The sequence below is a fragment of the Pedobacter sp. NO84 genome (genome assembly GCF_059703915.1).
In genome coordinates this window covers 1,583,099-1,602,245 of record NZ_AP046575.1, presented here as the reverse complement: position 1 = coordinate 1,602,245, position 19,147 = coordinate 1,583,099, and the positions used below count along the sequence as shown (strand labels likewise).

At 39.3% G+C, this 19,147-nt stretch carries 13 protein-coding genes; 5 read left to right on the top strand and 8 right to left on the bottom strand.

Annotated elements, in window-relative coordinates; translation table 11 throughout:
* Window positions 1–23 precede the first annotated feature (23 nt).
* From pgl to AC6H0V_RS06825, 7 genes are all read right to left on the bottom strand, one after another.
* The gene (pgl, locus tag AC6H0V_RS06855; RefSeq protein ID WP_497562975.1) at window positions 24–749 is read right to left on the bottom strand and encodes a 6-phosphogluconolactonase; all 726 of its coding nucleotides are present in this window, start codon (window positions 747–749) and stop codon (window positions 24–26) included.
* Window positions 750–827: 78 nt separating this feature from the next.
* A complete protein-coding gene (gene zwf / locus AC6H0V_RS06850; RefSeq protein ID WP_497562974.1) occupies window positions 828–2,345 on the bottom strand; it encodes a glucose-6-phosphate dehydrogenase in 1,518 nt (505 codons plus the stop codon).
* An 85-nt stretch (window positions 2,346–2,430) separates the two neighbouring features.
* On the bottom strand, window positions 2,431–3,852 hold the full coding sequence (gene gnd / locus AC6H0V_RS06845; protein WP_497562973.1) for an NADP-dependent phosphogluconate dehydrogenase: 1,422 nt from the start codon (window positions 3,850–3,852) through the stop codon (window positions 2,431–2,433).
* 1 nt (window position 3,853) lies between these two features.
* A complete protein-coding gene (locus tag AC6H0V_RS06840; RefSeq protein ID WP_497562972.1) occupies window positions 3,854–4,462 on the bottom strand; it encodes an HAD-IA family hydrolase in 609 nt (202 codons plus the stop codon).
* Entirely contained in the window at window positions 4,455–5,219 is a 765-nt protein-coding gene (locus AC6H0V_RS06835) for an ROK family protein (RefSeq protein WP_497562971.1), read from the bottom strand. Before AC6H0V_RS06835 ends, AC6H0V_RS06840 begins: the two co-directional genes overlap by 8 nt.
* 152 nt (window positions 5,220–5,371) lie before the next feature.
* A complete protein-coding gene (locus AC6H0V_RS06830) occupies window positions 5,372–6,556 on the bottom strand; it encodes an acetyltransferase domain-containing protein (RefSeq protein WP_497562970.1) in 1,185 nt (394 codons plus the stop codon).
* 129 nt (window positions 6,557–6,685) lie between these two features.
* Window positions 6,686–7,003, bottom strand: a complete 318-nt coding sequence (locus AC6H0V_RS06825; RefSeq protein WP_497562969.1) for a hypothetical protein — start codon at window positions 7,001–7,003, stop codon at window positions 6,686–6,688.
* 321 nt (window positions 7,004–7,324) lie between these two features.
* Between AC6H0V_RS06825 and AC6H0V_RS06820 the strand changes: the two genes are divergently transcribed.
* From AC6H0V_RS06820 to AC6H0V_RS06810, 3 genes are all read left to right on the top strand, one after another.
* Window positions 7,325–10,435, top strand: a complete 3,111-nt coding sequence (locus AC6H0V_RS06820; RefSeq protein ID WP_497562968.1) for a SusC/RagA family TonB-linked outer membrane protein — start codon at window positions 7,325–7,327, stop codon at window positions 10,433–10,435.
* Between the two features lie 21 nt (window positions 10,436–10,456).
* A complete protein-coding gene (locus AC6H0V_RS06815; RefSeq protein ID WP_497562967.1) occupies window positions 10,457–12,001 on the top strand; it encodes a RagB/SusD family nutrient uptake outer membrane protein in 1,545 nt (514 codons plus the stop codon).
* A gap of 108 nt (window positions 12,002–12,109) precedes the next feature.
* Window positions 12,110–15,634 (top strand): glycosyl hydrolase, encoded by a 3,525-nt coding sequence (locus AC6H0V_RS06810; RefSeq protein WP_497562966.1) that lies wholly within the window; start codon window positions 12,110–12,112, stop codon window positions 15,632–15,634.
* 175 nt (window positions 15,635–15,809) lie between these two features.
* Here AC6H0V_RS06810 and AC6H0V_RS06805 read toward each other — a convergent pair whose 3' ends face one another.
* The gene (locus tag AC6H0V_RS06805; RefSeq protein ID WP_497562965.1) at window positions 15,810–16,460 is read right to left on the bottom strand and encodes an energy transducer TonB; all 651 of its coding nucleotides are present in this window, start codon (window positions 16,458–16,460) and stop codon (window positions 15,810–15,812) included.
* A gap of 242 nt (window positions 16,461–16,702) precedes the next feature.
* Here AC6H0V_RS06805 and AC6H0V_RS06800 point away from each other — a divergent pair, with 242 nt between their 5' ends.
* The gene (locus AC6H0V_RS06800) at window positions 16,703–17,608 is read left to right on the top strand and encodes an AraC family transcriptional regulator (RefSeq protein WP_497562964.1); all 906 of its coding nucleotides are present in this window, start codon (window positions 16,703–16,705) and stop codon (window positions 17,606–17,608) included.
* Window positions 17,601–19,022 carry an arabinose isomerase gene (locus tag AC6H0V_RS06795; RefSeq protein ID WP_497562963.1) on the top strand — a complete coding sequence of 474 codons (1,422 nt, stop codon included), beginning with the start codon at window positions 17,601–17,603 and terminating at the stop codon, window positions 19,020–19,022. Before AC6H0V_RS06800 ends, AC6H0V_RS06795 begins: the two co-directional genes overlap by 8 nt.
* Window positions 19,023–19,147 lie beyond the last annotated feature (125 nt).

Below are 19,147 nucleotides of genomic sequence, written 5' to 3'. Positions count from 1 at the left end.
GGACAAATCAATAAATGAGGGCGTTACATACCCAAAAAATTGGCTGCTTTTTCATCGGTAAACCAGTCTAAAGTTCCATTAACGGGCTTAATCAGCTGCGCTGGATAAGTTGAATAGTCTTTTTGCTCATCACCAATAACATGTTTAAGCGCTTCCGCTTTGCTTTCTCCGTAAGTAATAAATGCAACATGTTTGGCTTTATTAATTAAAGGTGCGGTTAGGCTTATTCTAAAGGTGCTTAATTTTTCGACCCATACTGCACAAACATTTTCTTCAGAGTTGTTTACTATATCGGTATGTGGAAATATGGAGGCAGTATGTGCATCATCGCCCATACCTAAAAGAATGAGGTCGAAAATAATGGGTTCGTTATTGAAATGAGCATCCAATACTTTTTTATATGCTTTAGCGGCCTCTAAAGGCTCAAGTGTAGTATCTACCAGAAAAATATGATCGTTTGCTATCTCTAGTTCATTTAACATTGTTTCTTTCGCCATAAGGCCATTATAGTCTTTATGGTTTGGCAAAACATTGCGTTCATCCCCAATAAAGAAAAAAACTTTCGACCAATCGGTTCGATCACGGTAAAGCGTTGCTAAATTCTTATAAAGCACTTTTGGCGAACTTCCACCAGTTAATACAAAATTAAAGCGCCCATTTATTGAAATGGCTTTATTGGCAATTTCGATTACATAATTGGCCAAACTCTCGTTTAACTCATCAATTGTTTTGAATATTCTTAGGTTCATAAGATTAATTTGTTTGGCGTGGAGCGAAGGGCGTAGAGCCTTTAGGATGCGTAATCGCCAAACGCCTATCGCTTATCTCTACTCCTTATCTTCTTTCAACGGCAAGGTAAACCAATGATATCCGTCTTTTGCAATTAGGGCCTCAGCGCTTTCTGGCCCCCAGCTATCGGCAGAATAATTTGGAAAACCCAACGACTTTTTACTTTCCCATGTGTCAATAATTGGCATTACCAATTCCCACGCTGCTTCAACCTGATCGCCACGCATAAACAAGGTCTGATCACCCGTCATTACATCCAACAACAAGGTTTCGTAAGCTTCTGGCGTATCCGCATCATAAGTTCCCTTATAATCAAACACCATATCAACGGGGTTTAATACCATTTTCAATCCTGGTCTTTTGGCTTGCACCTGCAAACGAATGCTCATTTCTGGTTGGATACTAATCACCAACCGGTTTTGTTGCCAACTTTCTGTTGCTCCAGACGAAAAAATATGATGTGGAACATCTTTAAATTGTATGGTAATGATAGAAGAAGTTTGGTTTAACCGTTTCCCGGTTCTGAGATAGAAGGGGATGCCCTGCCAACGCCAATTATCAATAAAGAATTTAACGGCGGCGAAAGTTTCGGTGTTCGAATCGGGATCAACTCCAGTTTCATGACGGTATCCTGGAACCTCTTTTCCTTCAACCCATCCTTTACTATATTGACCACGAACGGTATTTCCACTAATTTCTTCGGGTTTAAAGGGACGCATTGCTCTTAGTACTTCTACTTTACGATTTCTAATTTCATCGGCATCAAAGCTAATTGGAGCTTCCATGCCCACTAAACAAAGCAATTGCAATAGGTGGTTCTGTATCATATCACGTAATGCGCCAGCGCCCTCATAATAACCCCCTCGATCGCCAACACCCAATTGTTCGGTTACCGAAATCTGGATGTGTTCTATGTAGGATCTGTTCCACAAAGGTTCGAATAGAGAATTGGCAAAACGAAAGGCCATCATATTCTGCACTGTTTCTTTGCCAAGATAATGGTCTATTCTGTAGATCTGTTTTTCGGTAAATATCCCGCTTAATAGTTCGTTAAGCTCTTTTGCGCTTTCTAAATCATGGCCAAAAGGTTTCTCTATTACAATTCTACTATTATCAACATCCTGTGTTAGTTTGTATTTGCACAGTGATTCGGCAATAAGTGGGAAGAAGTTTGGAGCTACTGCCAGGTAATATATAATTTGCGTAGTTGCACCAAATTCTGATTGATATTTCTCGATGCTTGTTTTAAGGGTTTCAAAAGTTTTTGGACTATTGATATCAGTTGCACAATAGCGAACATTATCGCTAAAGGAGTTCCAACTGTCTTTTTTTACCTTGCCATTTCTAGAAAACTCATTCACACTTTCTAACAACACTTCTTGATATTTCTTGTCGGTAAATGTGGTTCTTCCTGTGCCTATAATAGCAAATTGGCTTGGCATATAACCCTCTGTAAACAAGTTATATAGAGCAGGGGCTAATTTGCGTTTGTTTAAGTCTCCCGTGCCTCCAAATATTACAAATATGGTAGGTTGGAGTTTGCTTTTCTTTTTCATTATTTTTTTAGCTAAAAGCTAAAAGCTGAAAGCTCAAAGTTTAGGCCTATGGGGCTTTTAGCTTTAAGCTGTGCTTTATGCTTGTTTATTTCTTTTGGTTCCAATCTGCGTGGAAAATTCCTTCACTATCTATTCTTTCAAAAGTATGGGCTCCAAAAAAGTCGCGTTGTGCCTGGGTTAAATTAGAAGGCATTCTACCCGTTTTTAGGGTATCGAAATAGGTAAGCGAGGCAGCAAAAGCGGGAATTGCGATGCCTGCATTTATAGCTGCACATACTACATTTCTGGTACCTTTTTCGCTTTGCTTAATTTTTTTCTGGATATTTTCGTCGGTATACAGATGTTGAAGATCGGGATGTTTTTTATAGGCCTGATAGATGTCCTCCAAAAATTCGGCCCTGATGATACATCCACCCCTCCAAATCTTTGCAATTTCTGCCAGGTTCAACTCATATTTATACTGGATGGACGCTTGCCATAATAAATGCATTCCTTGGGCATAGGCCGATGCCATGGCAAAGTAAAAGGCTTCTTCTAGGTCTGCAATAAAATCTTGATCTGCTTTTAGAGGATTAGATGGTCCAAAAGCTTCTCCAAGCTGTACGCGTAACGTTTTTAATTTTGAAAGGTTTCTGGTTGAAACCGCCGCATCAATGGTTGGGATGGGGAGTTCAAGATCCATAGCAACTTGTGAGGTCCACTTGCCGGTGCCTTTAGATTTTGCTTCATCCTTAATTTCATCCACTAATAAATTATCGGTTTTAACATCCTTGAACAAGAAGACATCTTTGGTAATTTCCATTAAAAAAGATTTCAGCCTACCGTTATTCCAGGTTTCGAATACTTTTTGAATTTGATCATTTTCATAATCTAAACCATTTTTTAGAATTTCGTAGGTTTCGGCCAAGAGTTGCATAATCGCATATTCGATGCCGTTATGCGTCATTTTCACAAAGTGGCCCGAGGCGCCTGGTCCGATATAGGTAACGCAAGGATCATTACTTACCTTGGCTGAGACTGCTTCCAACATATTCTTTACAACAGCATACGCGGTTTTATCGCCGCCTGGCATCATGCTCGGACCAAACCTAGCGCCTTCTTCGCCTCCAGATATTCCCATTCCAAAGAAATGAATTCCTTTATCTTTCAATTCTAAGGCCCTCCGGCTCGTATCGGTAAAGTGCGAATTCCCACTATCGATTATAATATCACCTTTACTTAAGAGGGGTTGCAATTCTGAAATTACACTGTCTACAATCGCGCCAGCCGGCACTAAAAGAATAATGGTTCTTGGCAATTGGAGGCTTTCCACAAAATCACCGATTTCGGAAAATCCTTTGAGCTGATGGGAGGCGCCTTCTTCTTCAAATATTTTAAGCATTTGCTCGCTTTTGTCGTAGCCCGTTACCTTAAAGCCGTTATCTGCCATATTTAATAACAAATTGCGTCCCATGGTACCTAAACCAATCATTCCAAAAGTGTATGGTGCTTTCTTAACGTTACTCATTTTATGATCTATTTATACTTTCTAAAATTATTTTGCTTTGCTCAAAACTTTGATGAACGTGAGCATTAATGCCCATTTGTTTGGCTATTGCCACATGAATTGCCCTATCATCGAAATAAAGGCAGTTGCCCGGTTTTTCTTGAGCAATGCCCAAGGCCAATTTAAAAATCGACGGGTCAGGTTTCGAAAAACCAACTTCACATGAAGAAATAAAGGCATCGAAACAGTCGTGCAGCCTAAACTGCCTGATCCTGTAATCGTTAAATTCTTTTCCCTCATTATTGATAGCAAAGATCTTAACGCTGTTCTTTTTTTTCCAATCGATTAACCAAGGTAAAAATTGAGGTAATTGCGCTGATTGGGCAAACATAAAATCGGTAAATTCTTGTTTAGAGAACGATCGCGGTACATTGAAAATTACGGCATCCAAATATTGCTCTAGAGTTAATTTACCATTTTCAAATAGAGGAAATGCTACTGCATGGTCCTTTTGGAACGGGATAGTGGCCAGTCCAAATTTATCTACTGCCTGCATCCTTGCGGTATGGTTCCATCCATCGCTCAATAGCACACCGCCGATATCCAAAAAAACAATATTGATCTTATCCATTTTTTATTTCGGGGTAGGTGGTAAAAATATGGTATTTTTCTTTAGCTAGCCATAATTTCGCGCCACCTTTTATGCCATCCTTATTAGAAACTAACGTAATGTTTTTATCTAGATCGAAATTAATTTCGTTCGAATTTCCTCCACCAATATAGAGCTTATCGTAATTGAAAACGGTCTTATAAATTTCTATGATATATTTTAATCGCTTATTCCACTTCTTTTTTCCAACTTTTTGAAAACCTCTATCGCCAATAAAATCATCATAATCCTCTTTTTTGTTTACGGGAAGATGCGAAAGCTCTAGGTGTGGAAGCAATTCGCCATCAAAGAGAATGGAAGTCCCAAAGCCTGTACCCAACGTAAAAACAATTTCTAATCCTTTACCGCTAACAATGCCCAAGCCTTGTTGATCAGCATCATTAATTAACCTTACAGGCTTTCCAAATAGGTTACTTACCTGTTGGGCGAGGTTAACGTTTGCCCATTTATTTTCTGCCAGATTTGGTGCGGTTTGCACAATGCCATTTTTTACATAACCAGGAAATCCAATCGAAATCTTTTCGAAGGATTTAAAACCTGAAGTTAATGTTGTAATTCCTTTTAAAACGGCTTTTGGGGTCGAATCTTTGGGAGTGGGAGTTTTTTTAAAATCTGTGAGTAGTTTCCCTTCTTCGCTTAAAAGACAGGCTTTGAGATTTGTTCCACCGATGTCTATTGATAAAATATCACCTTGTGGAACTGTAGTTTGAGCTGGCATAACTGGTTTGATTTTTAAAAGGTTTTTATCGCCTGTCAAAGAAAACAAAAATATAACCAAATAGTTAGCGCAGGGGCGAAATTATCGTTTAATTTATTAACAAAAGCACTAAGATGTTAATTAGCCAATTGGTGAATTAGCTAATTAACTAATTATAGATAACGCAACCACCACTGCGTATGACTAGCCTTGTATTTTTGAAACCAGATGCATGGCCGATATAAGAGGGCAACCACAGTTAACCATATCAGGTACGTTATGCCTAAGCTGAACCCCAAACTTTGTGGGTGGAACAAGAATGGGATCTGTGGGTTAGCAATGTCTTTCACACCATATCCACTTGCAAAAAATACAATTACTAATACCAGATGGAGCAGGTAAAAGTGGATTACATAATAAAAGAAAGGTACATTTCCATAGACCATCAATATTTTTGTGAACCTGTTTTTTATATTTTCTATCCCAGCTAATAGCATTAAAGAGATTCCTAGTGTCATTCCGTAATATTGCAATGAAGGTGGATACTTGCTTACGTTTAAGAAAGAGAAGAAGTTTTTGAGTGCATCAACATATTCTTTTCTAGGTGTTGGGTTGCCATATAAACTGAAATAACGTAGTACGATAAATGCAATAAATAAACCTAATCCACAATAGAATAAGTAGCGTTTGCGTTTCTCTGCACCAAAATCTGCATTATACCACTTGCCAATAGAAAAGCCGAGCAACATGGCTCCTGTCCACGGTAGAATAACGTAAAATATGCCCAAAAAATGATTTGCGCCTAAAGGGAGAAAAGTTCCGCTCGTCGTAAGTAATGATGAATAGATCACCCCAGCTGTAGAATTTGGATCAGGAACTGGAAGATAATTGGTTAAATTATGTCCAAAAAACAAAATCAAACCTATAATTAAAACTAAGCGATGAGAGAGGCGACTTAAAATTCCGAGTAAAATCATACTCCATCCAATTGCCCAGATCACCTGTAATATCAGTACATTATAGAATGGATTAAACGTTAAACCAAATGTAATTAATACTAATTCAACTACTATCAACCATAAGCCACGCTTAATTAAGAATTTACTAGCTTGTTTAGGGTCTTTGTTTCGTGATGATAGGTAAGCAGATATTCCAGATAGGAAAACGAAAGTAGGTGCACAGAAATGGGTAATCCATCTCGTGAAGAATAAAAAAATTGTGGTGGTGTCGGGGTTCATTGGGTCGGTTGTTAATCCGCCAACATAGAAAAAATCACGGGTATGGTCTAATGCCATGATGATCATAACCAATCCCCTTAAAATATCGATCGAAAGAATTCTTTTGTTTGTAGTTGTCATAAGAGAGCGGTTTTAATTGAGTACAGAGCATGGAGCATAGAGCAATGGGGCATAGAGCAAGTGAATATGAAGTATACGCTATATAAACTACCCTCCAAGCCCCATGCCCCATGCTTATTAAGCTTAAATTTACACTATTCCCCTGAATTTTAAAACTTTAGATTTGCCATTGCTCAGCGTTCCGATTAATTCTTCGGTAGTAATATCTTTAAAATACAACTTTTCTGATTTCTTAAATCCTCTTTTAATGATATAATAATGTTGCAAACAGTTGATCCAATTGGCTGCACTTATTTTATTTTCCCAGAGCTGGGGACTAAGAAAAATAGTGTCGTCTGTTAAACGGACCAATTCCTTTTTTTCTAGAGCACTAATAGTTGAAATAATCTGTGCCGTTTGTTGCGCAAGATTCCCTTTTTGAAGAACTTTTTTATTAGCGTAGATCATAATGTAACTATTGTTGGATTTATGTAGAACAAAAATAAATTAAAATCAGAATTTATCAATTCTTAACAGCCTTTAAACGTTGAATTAACGTTTAAAAGGCATTTTTGCTGAAAATCAAGATTAAAATATTGATTTATAGTTAAATAGCATTTTTAGAAACGCTTTGAAATATAATGAAAGAGAATGTAATCAGAATTTGAAAGTATTCACAATAGTTGTATTCTGCTTTTTTAGCTAAAAAATATCAAAATCCGTCATGACAGTGCATAACAGATAATACCATGCCTACTTATAGCTTTATCCTAACCAAATATAATTATTATGAGAAAAAATCTTTACAAAACACTCTATTGTAAAACATTAAGTCTAACTTTTCTCCTGTTTACATGTATCACGATGGCATTTGCTCAAGATAATTCGGGAACGGTAAGAGGAAATGTTTCAGACGACTCAGGTTTTTTGCCTGCTGCTTCAATTCGTGTAAGCGGAACAAACAATGGAACCACAGCCGATGCCAATGGAAACTTTAGTTTAAGGTTGGCTCCTGGAACCTATACGTTAACCAGTACTTACGTTGGCTATGCCACATTAGTAATTAAGGATGTTAAAGTAACTGCTGGGAAAGAGACCATCGTAAATTTTAAGATGCAGGGTAATACCGATCTTAAAGAAGTAGTGGTAAGTTATGGTAAACAAAAATCACGAGAGGTAACAGGATCGATTGTAACCATCAATGCTGCCGGTTTAGAAGATATGCCTGTAGGGCAATTTGCTCAACAGTTACAGGGAAAAGCAGCAGGTGTTCAAATAATGCAAAGCAGCGGTCAACCAGGCCGAGGTGTCGAATTTAGAATTCGTGGTGCTGCATCATTCTATGCCAACAACCAACCTTTATTTGTAGTGGATGGAGTTCCAGTAACGGGTAGTATAAACAACATTAATCCAAGCGAAATAGAAAGCTATAGTATTTTAAAAGATGCTTCTGCAACTGCACTGTATGGTTCAAGGGCTGCCAATGGCGTTATCCTTATCACCACCAAGCACGCAAAGGCCGGCGATAGTAAGATTGAACTAAATGCTAATTATGGCGTTCAGAAAATTCCTACGGGCAAACTCCCAAGACCGATGAATGCTTTAGAATTTGCCACATTCATGAACCAGAGAATGCAGGATGCTGCAAAATATGAACCTACCGTAGTCTTTGCTGCTGATTATCACGCTGCATACGATAATCCGGCTCAATACGGCGAAGGAACAAATTGGTTTGATCTGTTAACAAGATCAGCGCCTACACATAATTATGATTTAACCATCCAATCTGCTAGAGATAAATCTTCATCCACTTTAATCGCCGGATATCAAGAGCAGCAAGGTGTAGTAATCAACACCGGAACAAAATTATTTTCATTGCGCTTTAATCAGGATATTTCATTAATTAACAATAAAATGAAAATCGGATTTAACGTTGCTCCAAGCTATCGTTTAGATCATAACAATAGGTTAACAACCGATGGAGTTGGTGGCCTGTTTGAACGTTTTTTTGAAGCTAGCCCTTTAATTTCGCCTTATGATGCCAATGGCAACTATATCAGGAACGTAGCTTCTCCGGGAATGGTAACCTACGTTAATCCTTTAGCTACCCTTAATTTAACGAAAGATGATTATAAAACCACGCGTATTCTAGGAAATGCGTATTTGAACTATGAATTTTTAAAGGGATTAACCTTTAAGGCAAACTTAGGAGTAGATAAGGGTGCCGAATCCAATGATTATTTCCAATCCGGACAGGTAACCGGTACGGCTAATAATGCAACAGGTACAAGCAAATATGCTGATAATGGATCGTACACCGCCGAAGCTAACTTAATCTATAACAAAAGCTACAAGGAACACAATTTCGAAGCCTTGGTAGGTTATTCTATCCAAGAGTATAGTGGAACAAACAATACGCTCACAGGACTAGGATTTGCTGGAGAAGAAATTCCTTATCTTTCTGCTGCAACAAGTTTAACTGGAAGTAGCGGTTATAGTGCTTATCGTTTGCTTTCAACGATTGGTAGATTAAATTATAACTACAAAGGGAAATACTTATTATCTGGAGCAATAAGAAGGGATGGATCTTCTCGTTTCGGATTAAATGAACAGTTTGGTAATTTTCCTTCGATCTCTGCGGGATGGATTGCTAGCGACGAAAGTTTCATGAAAGGTTTAACATTTGTTGATCTTTTAAAAGTGAGAGCAAGTTATGGTATCACCGGAAATAACTTCTTTACTGGTAATTATGATGCACAGGCAACTATAGCAAACTATTATTATGATTTCAACAATGTAATTACGCAAGGATCTACCATTAATAGATTGGCGAATACCGAACTGCGTTGGGAAAGAAATAAGCAGTTTGATATCGGTCTAGAATTGTCTATTTTAAAAAACAGGGTTAATTTTACCTATGATTATTACCATAAAATATCTGATGGACTGATCCAGCAAAGACAGATCCCAAGAGCATCGGGCTTTACACAGATCTTATTTAATGTGGGCGAAGTAGAATTTTGGGGCCATGAATTTACCGTTAACAGTACCAATACAACCGGAAAATTAAAGTGGAACACCAACTTAAACGTTTCATTCGATAGAAATATCATCAATAATTTAGTAGATCCTGGCTTTATAAGAAGAAATACCGGGGTTACGTCAGATTACTTCCGCCAGCAGGTAGGCCATCATTTAGGTGAGTTTTATGGTTTTGTTTTCTTAGGCCTATACAAAGATGCAGCAGATTTAGCAAGTTCGGCCAAGTATTTGGCAACTGCGGCAAATCCTAACGGGATTTCGGATATTGGAACCATCAAAGTTCAGGATCTTAACGGAGACGGTGTAATTGATGATGTAAACGATAGAACTTTTATTGGTGATCCTACGCCAAAGTTTACTGGCGGAATTACTAATAATTTTAACTACAAAAATTTCGACCTTAACATTAGCATGGCATTTTCTGTGGGAGGTAAGATCTTAAATGCAGCTAAATGGGCGTATCAAACTAATTTGGATGGCTCTCGTTTGCCCCTAGCTGCTTCTGCAGACCGTTGGAGATCAATTGAAAATCCTGGATCTGGAGTTTATCCGAGAACTAAAACGGGTACAACCGTAATGGGACGAAATGTGAATACTCAATGGTTGGAAAATGGATCATACCTTACTGCAAAGAATATTTCGATCGGTTATAGATTTAACATGAAAGAAAATATGGCGCTTAAAAATCTTAGGATCTTTGCTTCGGTTCAGCAGGCATTTGTAATTACCGGTTTTTCGGGCCTCAATCCTGAAGTAAACCTTACCGGCTCAGATGCAACACTGGGTATTGGTGTAAATGAAGAGGCGTATGCGGTTCCAAGAACGTTTTCAATAGGCCTCTCAACAACATTTAAGTAATCATCTATTTAAACTAAAAAAATGAAAAAGATATATATCATCATTGCCCTGCTAACTCTTACAGTAACATCATGTAAGAAAAGCTTTCTGGAAATTTCTCCTGAAGACGCATATACAGATGTAACCTATTACAAAACAGAAGCGCAGTTTAAGGCCGCTGTTATAGCTGCGTATGCTCCACTTAGAGATGTGCTGCTCAATGATTACTTTACCTCCGAGATGCACTCAGACAATACCATTTACCAGCCTATTCCCTCAAACCGGGGCCAGGCCTATATAGATAGAGAAAATATTTCAGATTTTAGAAATACCTCTGGTAATGCTTACGCTGCGGCCACATGGCAACATAGCTACACCGGCATTTCACGTTGTAATATTGTAATTGAGCGATTAAAAACCGCATCGCTTTCTGCATCAGCAACAGCAAATATCGACGGGCAGGCAAAGTTTTTAAGAGCGTTAAACTATTTCAAATTGGTACGCTTATATGGAGGTGTCCCTTTATTTTTAAAGGAGGTGACAAAAGCAGACGATGCTTTTTTACCCCGTTCTTCAGAAGCTGAAGTGTATAATCAAATCATAGCCGATGCTAAAGATGCAATTACTGAGCTTGCAGCCCCCGTTTTTACTGGTAATAAACAAACTGGTGAGGCAACCAAAGGCGCTGCAACCATGCTCTTGGCAGAAGTATATGCTACACAAAAGAAATGGGTCGAAGCAGAGGCACAGTTGATTACCCTTGCTGCAATGGGCTATCAGTTAAATACAAATTATGGAGATGCCTTTACCGTTGCGAATAAAAACAGCAGGGAATCCCTATTTGAAGTACAGTTTTTAGAAGGTACTGCTACGGGAACTACACCTAATATTTTACCTACACATTTTTTACCACGTGCGTCGACCAATACCGCCTTGATTACAGGTGTTGCCGTAACCAATAGCTCAACAGGTGGTTGGAATACCCCCTCATCAGATCTGATCAATACCTTCGAAGCGGGAGACAAGCGCTTGGATCTGTCTATCGGAATTGTTGAAGGCAACTATAATGGAAGTGATCTATTTGTGTATTCGGCTAGCAAAAGCGTTGTGGGCTATGTACCTGCAGCGGGTAAAATTGGAGTGCCATACATTAAAAAATATTTGCTCAGTACTTTTGCCACTAATACAGGGTCGAGTGTTAATTTTCCTATCTACCGTTATTCTGATGCTCTTTTGCTATTAGCAGAAGCTCAAAACGAACAAGGTAAATCGCCATTAACGGCCTTAAATGCGGTGAGGACTCGTGCAGGCCTAGCAAATACCACAAGCACCGATCCGAATGTTTTACGTACGGTTATCGCCCACGAAAGAAGGGTAGAATTAGCATTCGAAAACCATAGATGGCATGATCTGGTAAGAACCGGGAATGCGATTGCGGTAATCAATGCATTTGGCGTAACAGCAAGAGCTCAGCTACCTTATTTGGCTTCAGACGCCTATGTGGTTGATGCGCACGATCTATTGTTCCCCTTACCACAAACAGACGTGGGCCTAAACCCGGCGCTAACCCAGAATCCTGGCTATTAATTAGTTAGTAACGTTCATTAAAATAATCATCATCTTTAACTAGGTGATGATTTTTACTTTAATCAGATTAGGAAGTACATCAGCGCATCATTTTCTCAAACAACTAAAATGAAAAATTTACCCAACCATAATTCTCTCAAAGCCTCATTAATAATTTGTTTAGGGCTGATTTCCATCTCCGCTTTTGCGCAACAAAAAGATGCCTTTCAAACGCCCCCAGCCGAAAACCGACCGGGTATATTTTGGGATTGGATGGATGACATGATTACTAAAAAAGGCATCACTTCGGATTTGGAAAGCTTTAAAAAGTTTGGACTTAATGGTACTTTGATCATGTTGGTTGGACGGGAGACAGGCAATTATCCCATGTGGGAAAAGCACAATATGCCCAATCCTGTAATTTCGCAAACGCCAGCATTTTTTGAGATGTGGAAATTTGCTGCCGAGGAATCCCATAGACTTGGCATGACGGTTACCACGCAGTTGGGCCCAGGTTGGTGCCATAGCGGTGGGCCATGGGTTAAACCCGATCAGGCGGTGCAACATTTGGTGTTTACAGAAACTGAACCCGTAAGTGGACCCTCAAAATTGGTATCGGTTACGCTTGGAAATGAAGGCGCAGAATTAGGAAATGCGTATCATTCGGCCATGCCCAATACCGAGACACCACATAGCATAGTGATCAAACTACCAAAAAAGGCAGTCATCACTGAGGTTATCCTGCACCCTTTCAAAAATGGGGAGATAGAAGATTTTGGATTTCCTAAACAGTTTATCATTGAAGTAGCCAACGAAGCAAATTTTAGCGATGCAACGGTATTCTATAAAACGAGTTCGGATTATCCTTCACCCAAAACAAAGAATGTATCCATTAAAGGCAAAGCTACCGGAAGATACGTAAGGTTAAAAACGATAAAAAACTACAGCGAAGTAAGGGCAGGAGCGCCAATTTATCTCCTCTCTATGGCCGAAATTGAAGTAATTGAGAAAAATCAAAATGTGGCGGCGCATGCCGAAGTTACGGCTTCATCTTCAATCGAAAAATACGATTATAGCGTTAAAGCCCTTACGGATAACCTGAATGCAATGAGTCGCCTATCCCAACAAAACAAATTCATTTTGGATAGGCCAGGCGGTCAGTATTTTACATCAGATATTTCTTTGGTTGCCTATCCGGTTAAATCGATTATCAAACCCGAGGAAATCATAGACCTTACCAAAAACCTAAAGAATAACCACTTAACGTGGAAAGTACCTCCTGGAAAATGGGTGATAAGAAGATATGCTATGCGAAATGCCCTGGCCTATAATCGCCCCGCGCCAATAGGAGGGAAAGGTTTGGAATGTGATAAGTTAGATGTAGATGCAATTGATGCCATGTTTGAGGGGATGGTTGGCCGGTATCTGAAAGAATCACCGGCTTTAGTTGGCAATACGATCAAGGCATTTGAGGCCGATAGTTGGGAAGTAGGCAACCCCGAATGGACCAAAAAGTTTAAAGCAGAATTTATTAAACGTCGGGGATACGATCCAACACCATGGATGATTACCTATAAAACAAAGTTGATAGTTGGAAGTGAAGAGCTTACTAAAAGGTTCTTAAATGATATGTATCTCACCCAGACCGACTTATTTGCCGATAATTTCTTTACCCATTTGGCCAAAAAGGCGGATAAATACGGAATGGATTTTATGACCGAACCTTATATGGCTCCCTTTGATCCGATCAGAATGGGTGGAAGAGTCCAGGTTCCTGTAGGAGAGTTCTGGGCAAGCGGCGATTACTTGAATTCGTTAAAATGGGCAAGTAGCTCAGCACATACTTATGGCAAAAAATATGTAAGCGCCGAATCATTTACTGGCAGATGGAATGATGGCAATTGGAAAATGGATCTGTTTGGCCTCAAACGTATAGGAGACCTTGCATTTTGTAGCGGAGTTAACAAAATGTTCTTGCATGGAACAGCAATGCAACCCTGGGGAAATGATGTGAAACCCGGTATGAACATGTTCTTTTGGGGCACAATGTTCGCACCACAACAAACTTGGATAGAACCAGGGCGTGTTTGGGTTGATTATCTCTCACGTTGCCAATACCTACTAAGCGAAGGGATAAACGTTGCCGATGTTGTTGGCCTGATGCCCACTTTAAATTGGCAAAATGCGATGCCTGGCGGTTTGCATAAAAAATACAATTACGATCTAATGGCCGAAGAAACCCTGTTGAACGCTATGGATTGGAAAGATGGTTTTTTCACTCTTCCTTCTGGCGCGAAATATAGGGTGCTGTTTTTGCCTAAAACAAACGGTACAATGGATATCGGGTTAGTAAAAAAATTAACCTTATTGGCACAAAAAGGAGGAATAATTGTCTGTCAGGATAAACCTTCGGCTACTCCAGGGTTAACCAATTATCCACAATGTGATATCGATCTAAAAAAAGCAGTACATATCCTTTGGGGCAACTGTGATGGAAAAATGCAAACCGAAAACAAAGTAGGAAAAGGAAAGCTTGTTTGGCTAAAACAGATCTGGACCGATGTTGAAGATCCAGAAAACAAATATTTTACAGATACGAGAACAGAGAAATGGACTTTTTACAGCAAGTTGCCATCAACAAACTACTGGTCGGCTGAATTTTTACAGCTCCTGAAATCGGTAACCCAACCTGATGTGGAGGTAACTTCTACCGGCGGAAAAGCAATGGCTTGGGGTGGATTTGAAGAAACCACTAGAGGAACAAGAACAGGAGAAAGTGCAATCGCATGGATCCATCGCAAGGCAGGGGAAAATGATATCTATTTTATTTCTAATCAGGTAGCAGTGGATAACCATGCGGAAATTACCTTTCGTATAAAAGAAAAAGTACCCGAATTATGGGATGCCGAAACCGGAAAATATTATAAACCAGAAAGCTGGACGGCTGATGGAGATCGTGTTAAGGTTAGCTTTACCTTTCGCCCTATGGCATCGGTATTCGTTGTTTTTAAACCTTCAGCAACTGCGCAAACAGATTTAACCGTATATAACAAAGTTGAAAAGGTAAAATCTACTATTGCGTTAAACAATAAATGGCAGGTTACCTTCCCAACGGGATATGGTGCCCCTGCCACTGCAGAACTGGAAACAGGTTCTTTAACTGAAAGTCAAATTTTCGGAGTTAAGTATTTCTCGGGTACAGCCACGTATCAAACTAATCTATCGCTAGTTGATGAGCAATTAACATCTGCAGTAATCTTAGACCTCGGTACCGTTAAAAAAATTGCCGAAGTGATTGTGAATGATAAGCCTGTAGAGGTATTGTGGAAGCCACCGTTTAAAACGGATATTTCTGCAATGTTAAAACCGGGAAACAATAAAATTGAGGTGAAGGTAACAAACACTTGGTGGAACCGACTGGTTGGGGATGAACAACTGCCTGAAGACTTAGTGTGGGGAAAAAGAATCAAGTATTCAGAAAATGATTATCGTGAAACTCCATTGCTGGAAATTCCTAAATGGATATGGACAGGAGAGCCCCGCCCTTCTAAAGATAGGGTAACGTTTGTTACGTGGAAATTTGCGTATAAGGATTCTCCTTTAGAACAATCAGGGTTGATTGGCCCGGTAAAGGTTTTATTGGTAGAGAAATAAGGAACTTTGTCGTCTTTGCGAGGGCTGTTCTTCACAGCGCGAAGCAATCTCCCTGCTGGCATGCGAGAAGTTAAACCTAAGCTGGGCAACGTTAAAACCTGAAAGGAGATTGCTTCTCCCGATGAAAAATCGGGATCGCAAAGGCGAATGCGCGCAACCGTTACTATTCTCCCTCTCAGTCTCCTATCCTAAACGAAATGGGAAGAACCAAAAGCAATTTCTTGTCTACCCCGTTTAATGAGGCTGGGCCTGAAAACTTAAACAGATTTACGATTCTTACCGCTTCTTTATCCAGTAAGATATTTACCCCTTTAATAACCTTAATATCCTCTACAGTTCCACTTTCTGAAATAACAAATCTTACCCAGACATTTCCTTGCAGTTCCTGTTGTATGGCCTTCTGGGGATAAGCAATGTTCCTTTGAACAAAGGTTACTAGTGAGGTTTCTCCACTGGTAAATCTTGGTCCTTTATAGCCTAAGCTATCCTTGTCTTCTAATGGATTAACATTATTTTTAATCTTGATAAATGATGCAGAATCCGACCTTTTTTCTTTAGGATCTCCGTACACCACAGTAAAATCATAATCTAATGTTCGTGGGTTTTTCTCCAAGCCTTTAAGCACCATCCACTTGCCAACAGGTTCTTCACCCTTGTAAGTTTCTTTTCTTATGATTTGTCTATTCATGCCTCTTTCTTCAATAGTTTGGGTTCCATCTGGATTTTGGATAACCTTTTCGCCTATTTTTTGAGCTTTGCAGATATTTGAAATGAACAGAAGCGATAGGCATAAGTAAATCTTCGGCAAGACTATTTTAGTTGTCATAGATAGTTGAGCTGGGTTAATCGATATCCGAATATAAAAAATACTACTGAAAAAATAAATGTCTCTTATGCAAAATAATAACTGCATGCCAATGCATCACTTTAGACTAAGAACTCCTATAATGTACATTCTGCTATTTTGGTTATACATTTTGATATTAATTAGCAGTATCGACCAATAATACGAATTGGATTAATAAATTTATGTTATTGCTTCGCAATTGAACATCAGCATAACCAAATATGGACACGTTTAGAAAATACATCAGAACCGAAGAACAGGTTGATGCTCAGCCAGACTGGGGCGTAAGTGTGCTTGATGTTGGGCATTATGTTCATGCAGCTGGAGCCCCATACCCCGATTCGCAGCACCCAGAAGACTACTTTTTCGAATGGTCTAAAGGCAGAATACTTAAAGAATATCAATTGGTTTATATCGCCTCTGGAAAAGGGACTTTCGAAGCTGAAGCGATTGGTAAGGTTGAGGTTACTCCCGGAACGCTGTTCTTTCTTTATCCGGGCACATGGCACCGTTTTAAGCCTGATGCAACGAGCGGATGGACGGAATACTGGGTTGGTTTTGAGGGGCATTACGCCAATCACTTGATGAACCAAGATTGTTTTAACCCGGAAAAACCCTTACTTCATATGGGTTTTAACGCAGAGTTTATTGCTATTTTTATTCAGTTAATTGATACGATAAAATTTGGCGGATTGGGAAGTAACCAATTGGCCGCTTGTTTAACCATACAATTGTTAGGTTTGGTATATGCTTCAGCTTTGCTCAAAGCTCAATCCCATAATCGTAAAACACAGTTGATTAACAATATCAAATATAGCATTCACGAAAACCTTAACAGTGATACCTCACCTGAAGAGCTAGCAGCAAACCATAATGTAAGCTACGCATGGTTCCGCAAGGCATTTAAGGAAATAACCGGACAGTCTCCGGGACAATACCAACTTAACCTTAAAATACAAAAGGCCTGTAGAATGTTGCACGAAACAGAATTGACCATTTCTGAAATTGCGTATCAAAACGGTTTCGAATCAGAATATTATTTTTCGCGTGTATTTAAGAGCAAAATGTCAAGATCTCCATCAAATTACAGAAAAGAATGCATCCTAAAAACAACCTTAAATGACTAAACACCCGTTTAAAATCGGATTATTTGGCATAGGCTTAGATACCTATTGGCCGCAATTTGATGGACTTGAGCAAAGATTAATTGGTTATTTAAATAAGGTGGAGGAACGCCTAGGTAGCTTCGGTGCCGAAGTTTTAAACCTCGGGTTAATTGACAACGCTGATAAAGCCTTTACTGCAGGCCACGATTTTAGAAAAGGCGATGTAGATGTAATATTTTTGTATGTAACTACATATGCACTTTCATCAACGGTTTTACCTGTGGTAAGAAGAGCAAAAGTGCCCGTAATTATTCTGAACCTGGCACCGCAGAAAGCTATCCACTATAAAACATTTAACGAACAAGATAATAGAACTAAGATGACGGGCGAGTGGCTTGCCTTTTGTTCGGCATGTCCCGTTCCCGAAATCGCTAATGTTTTTAAACGTTCTAACATTCAGTTACAACAAGTAACCGGAGTATTAGAAGACGAGAAGATTTGGGAAGAGATCCAAGAATGGGTAGAGGCAAGCAAAGTTGCTCATGTCATGAGTCATAATACCTTAGGCTTAATGGGCAACTATTACAGTGGTATGTTGGACATTTATACCGATATAACCCTGCAATGTGCTACGTTCGGTAACCATGTAGAGATTATCGAACCCGACGAGCTTTCGGCCATAAGAGAAGATGTTACAACATTGGAAATTAATGGCAAATTGGATCAATTTAAATCCGTATTCGAAATCGATCCTTCTTGTGAATCTTTAGAGTTAGAACGGGCCGCGCAAACCGCGGTTGCTCTTGATAAATTAGTAGTTAAATATGATTTAGGCTCATTGGCTTACTATCATAAAGGAACCGGCAACATAAACGGCGATACCATGAGCTCTATTATACTGGGCAACTCGCTCTTAACTGCAAATGGAATACCTGTGGCGGGCGAATATGAGGTGAAGAATGCCCAAGCGATGAAAATCATGGACAGTTTTGGTATAGGAGGCTCTTTTACAGAATACTATGCGATGGATTTTGAAGATGATATCGTTTTAATGGGTCACGATGGTCCTGGACATCTGGCAATAGCAGAAGGAAAGATTAAAGTAAAACCCTTGCAGGTTTATCATGGAAAAGTGGGTAGTGGCCTCTCGGTCGAAATGTCTGTTAAACATGGTCCGGTTACTTTACTCTCAGTAGTTGAAAATAAAGGCGAGATCGTTTTTCTTATCGCCGAAGGAGAATCTGTGGCGGGCCCTATTTTAGAAATTGGCAATACCAATAGTAGATACAGGTTTGATGGCGGCGCCCGTAAATTTGTAGAGAGCTGGAACAATGAAGGCCCTGCACATCATTGTGCAGTAGGAGTTGGACATATCAGTTCTAAATTAACAAAGCTAGCCAATCTGTTAAACATAAGGATTGTCCAAGTGTGCTAGGTTATGCGTAGGGCAATTAGCGTTCGGCATAACGAAAGCTGATAAGCGCCAACCGCAAGCATAACAGTACATGATGGATTATTACAGTTCGTAGTTTATCTTTAAATCAACCAAATATATTCTCA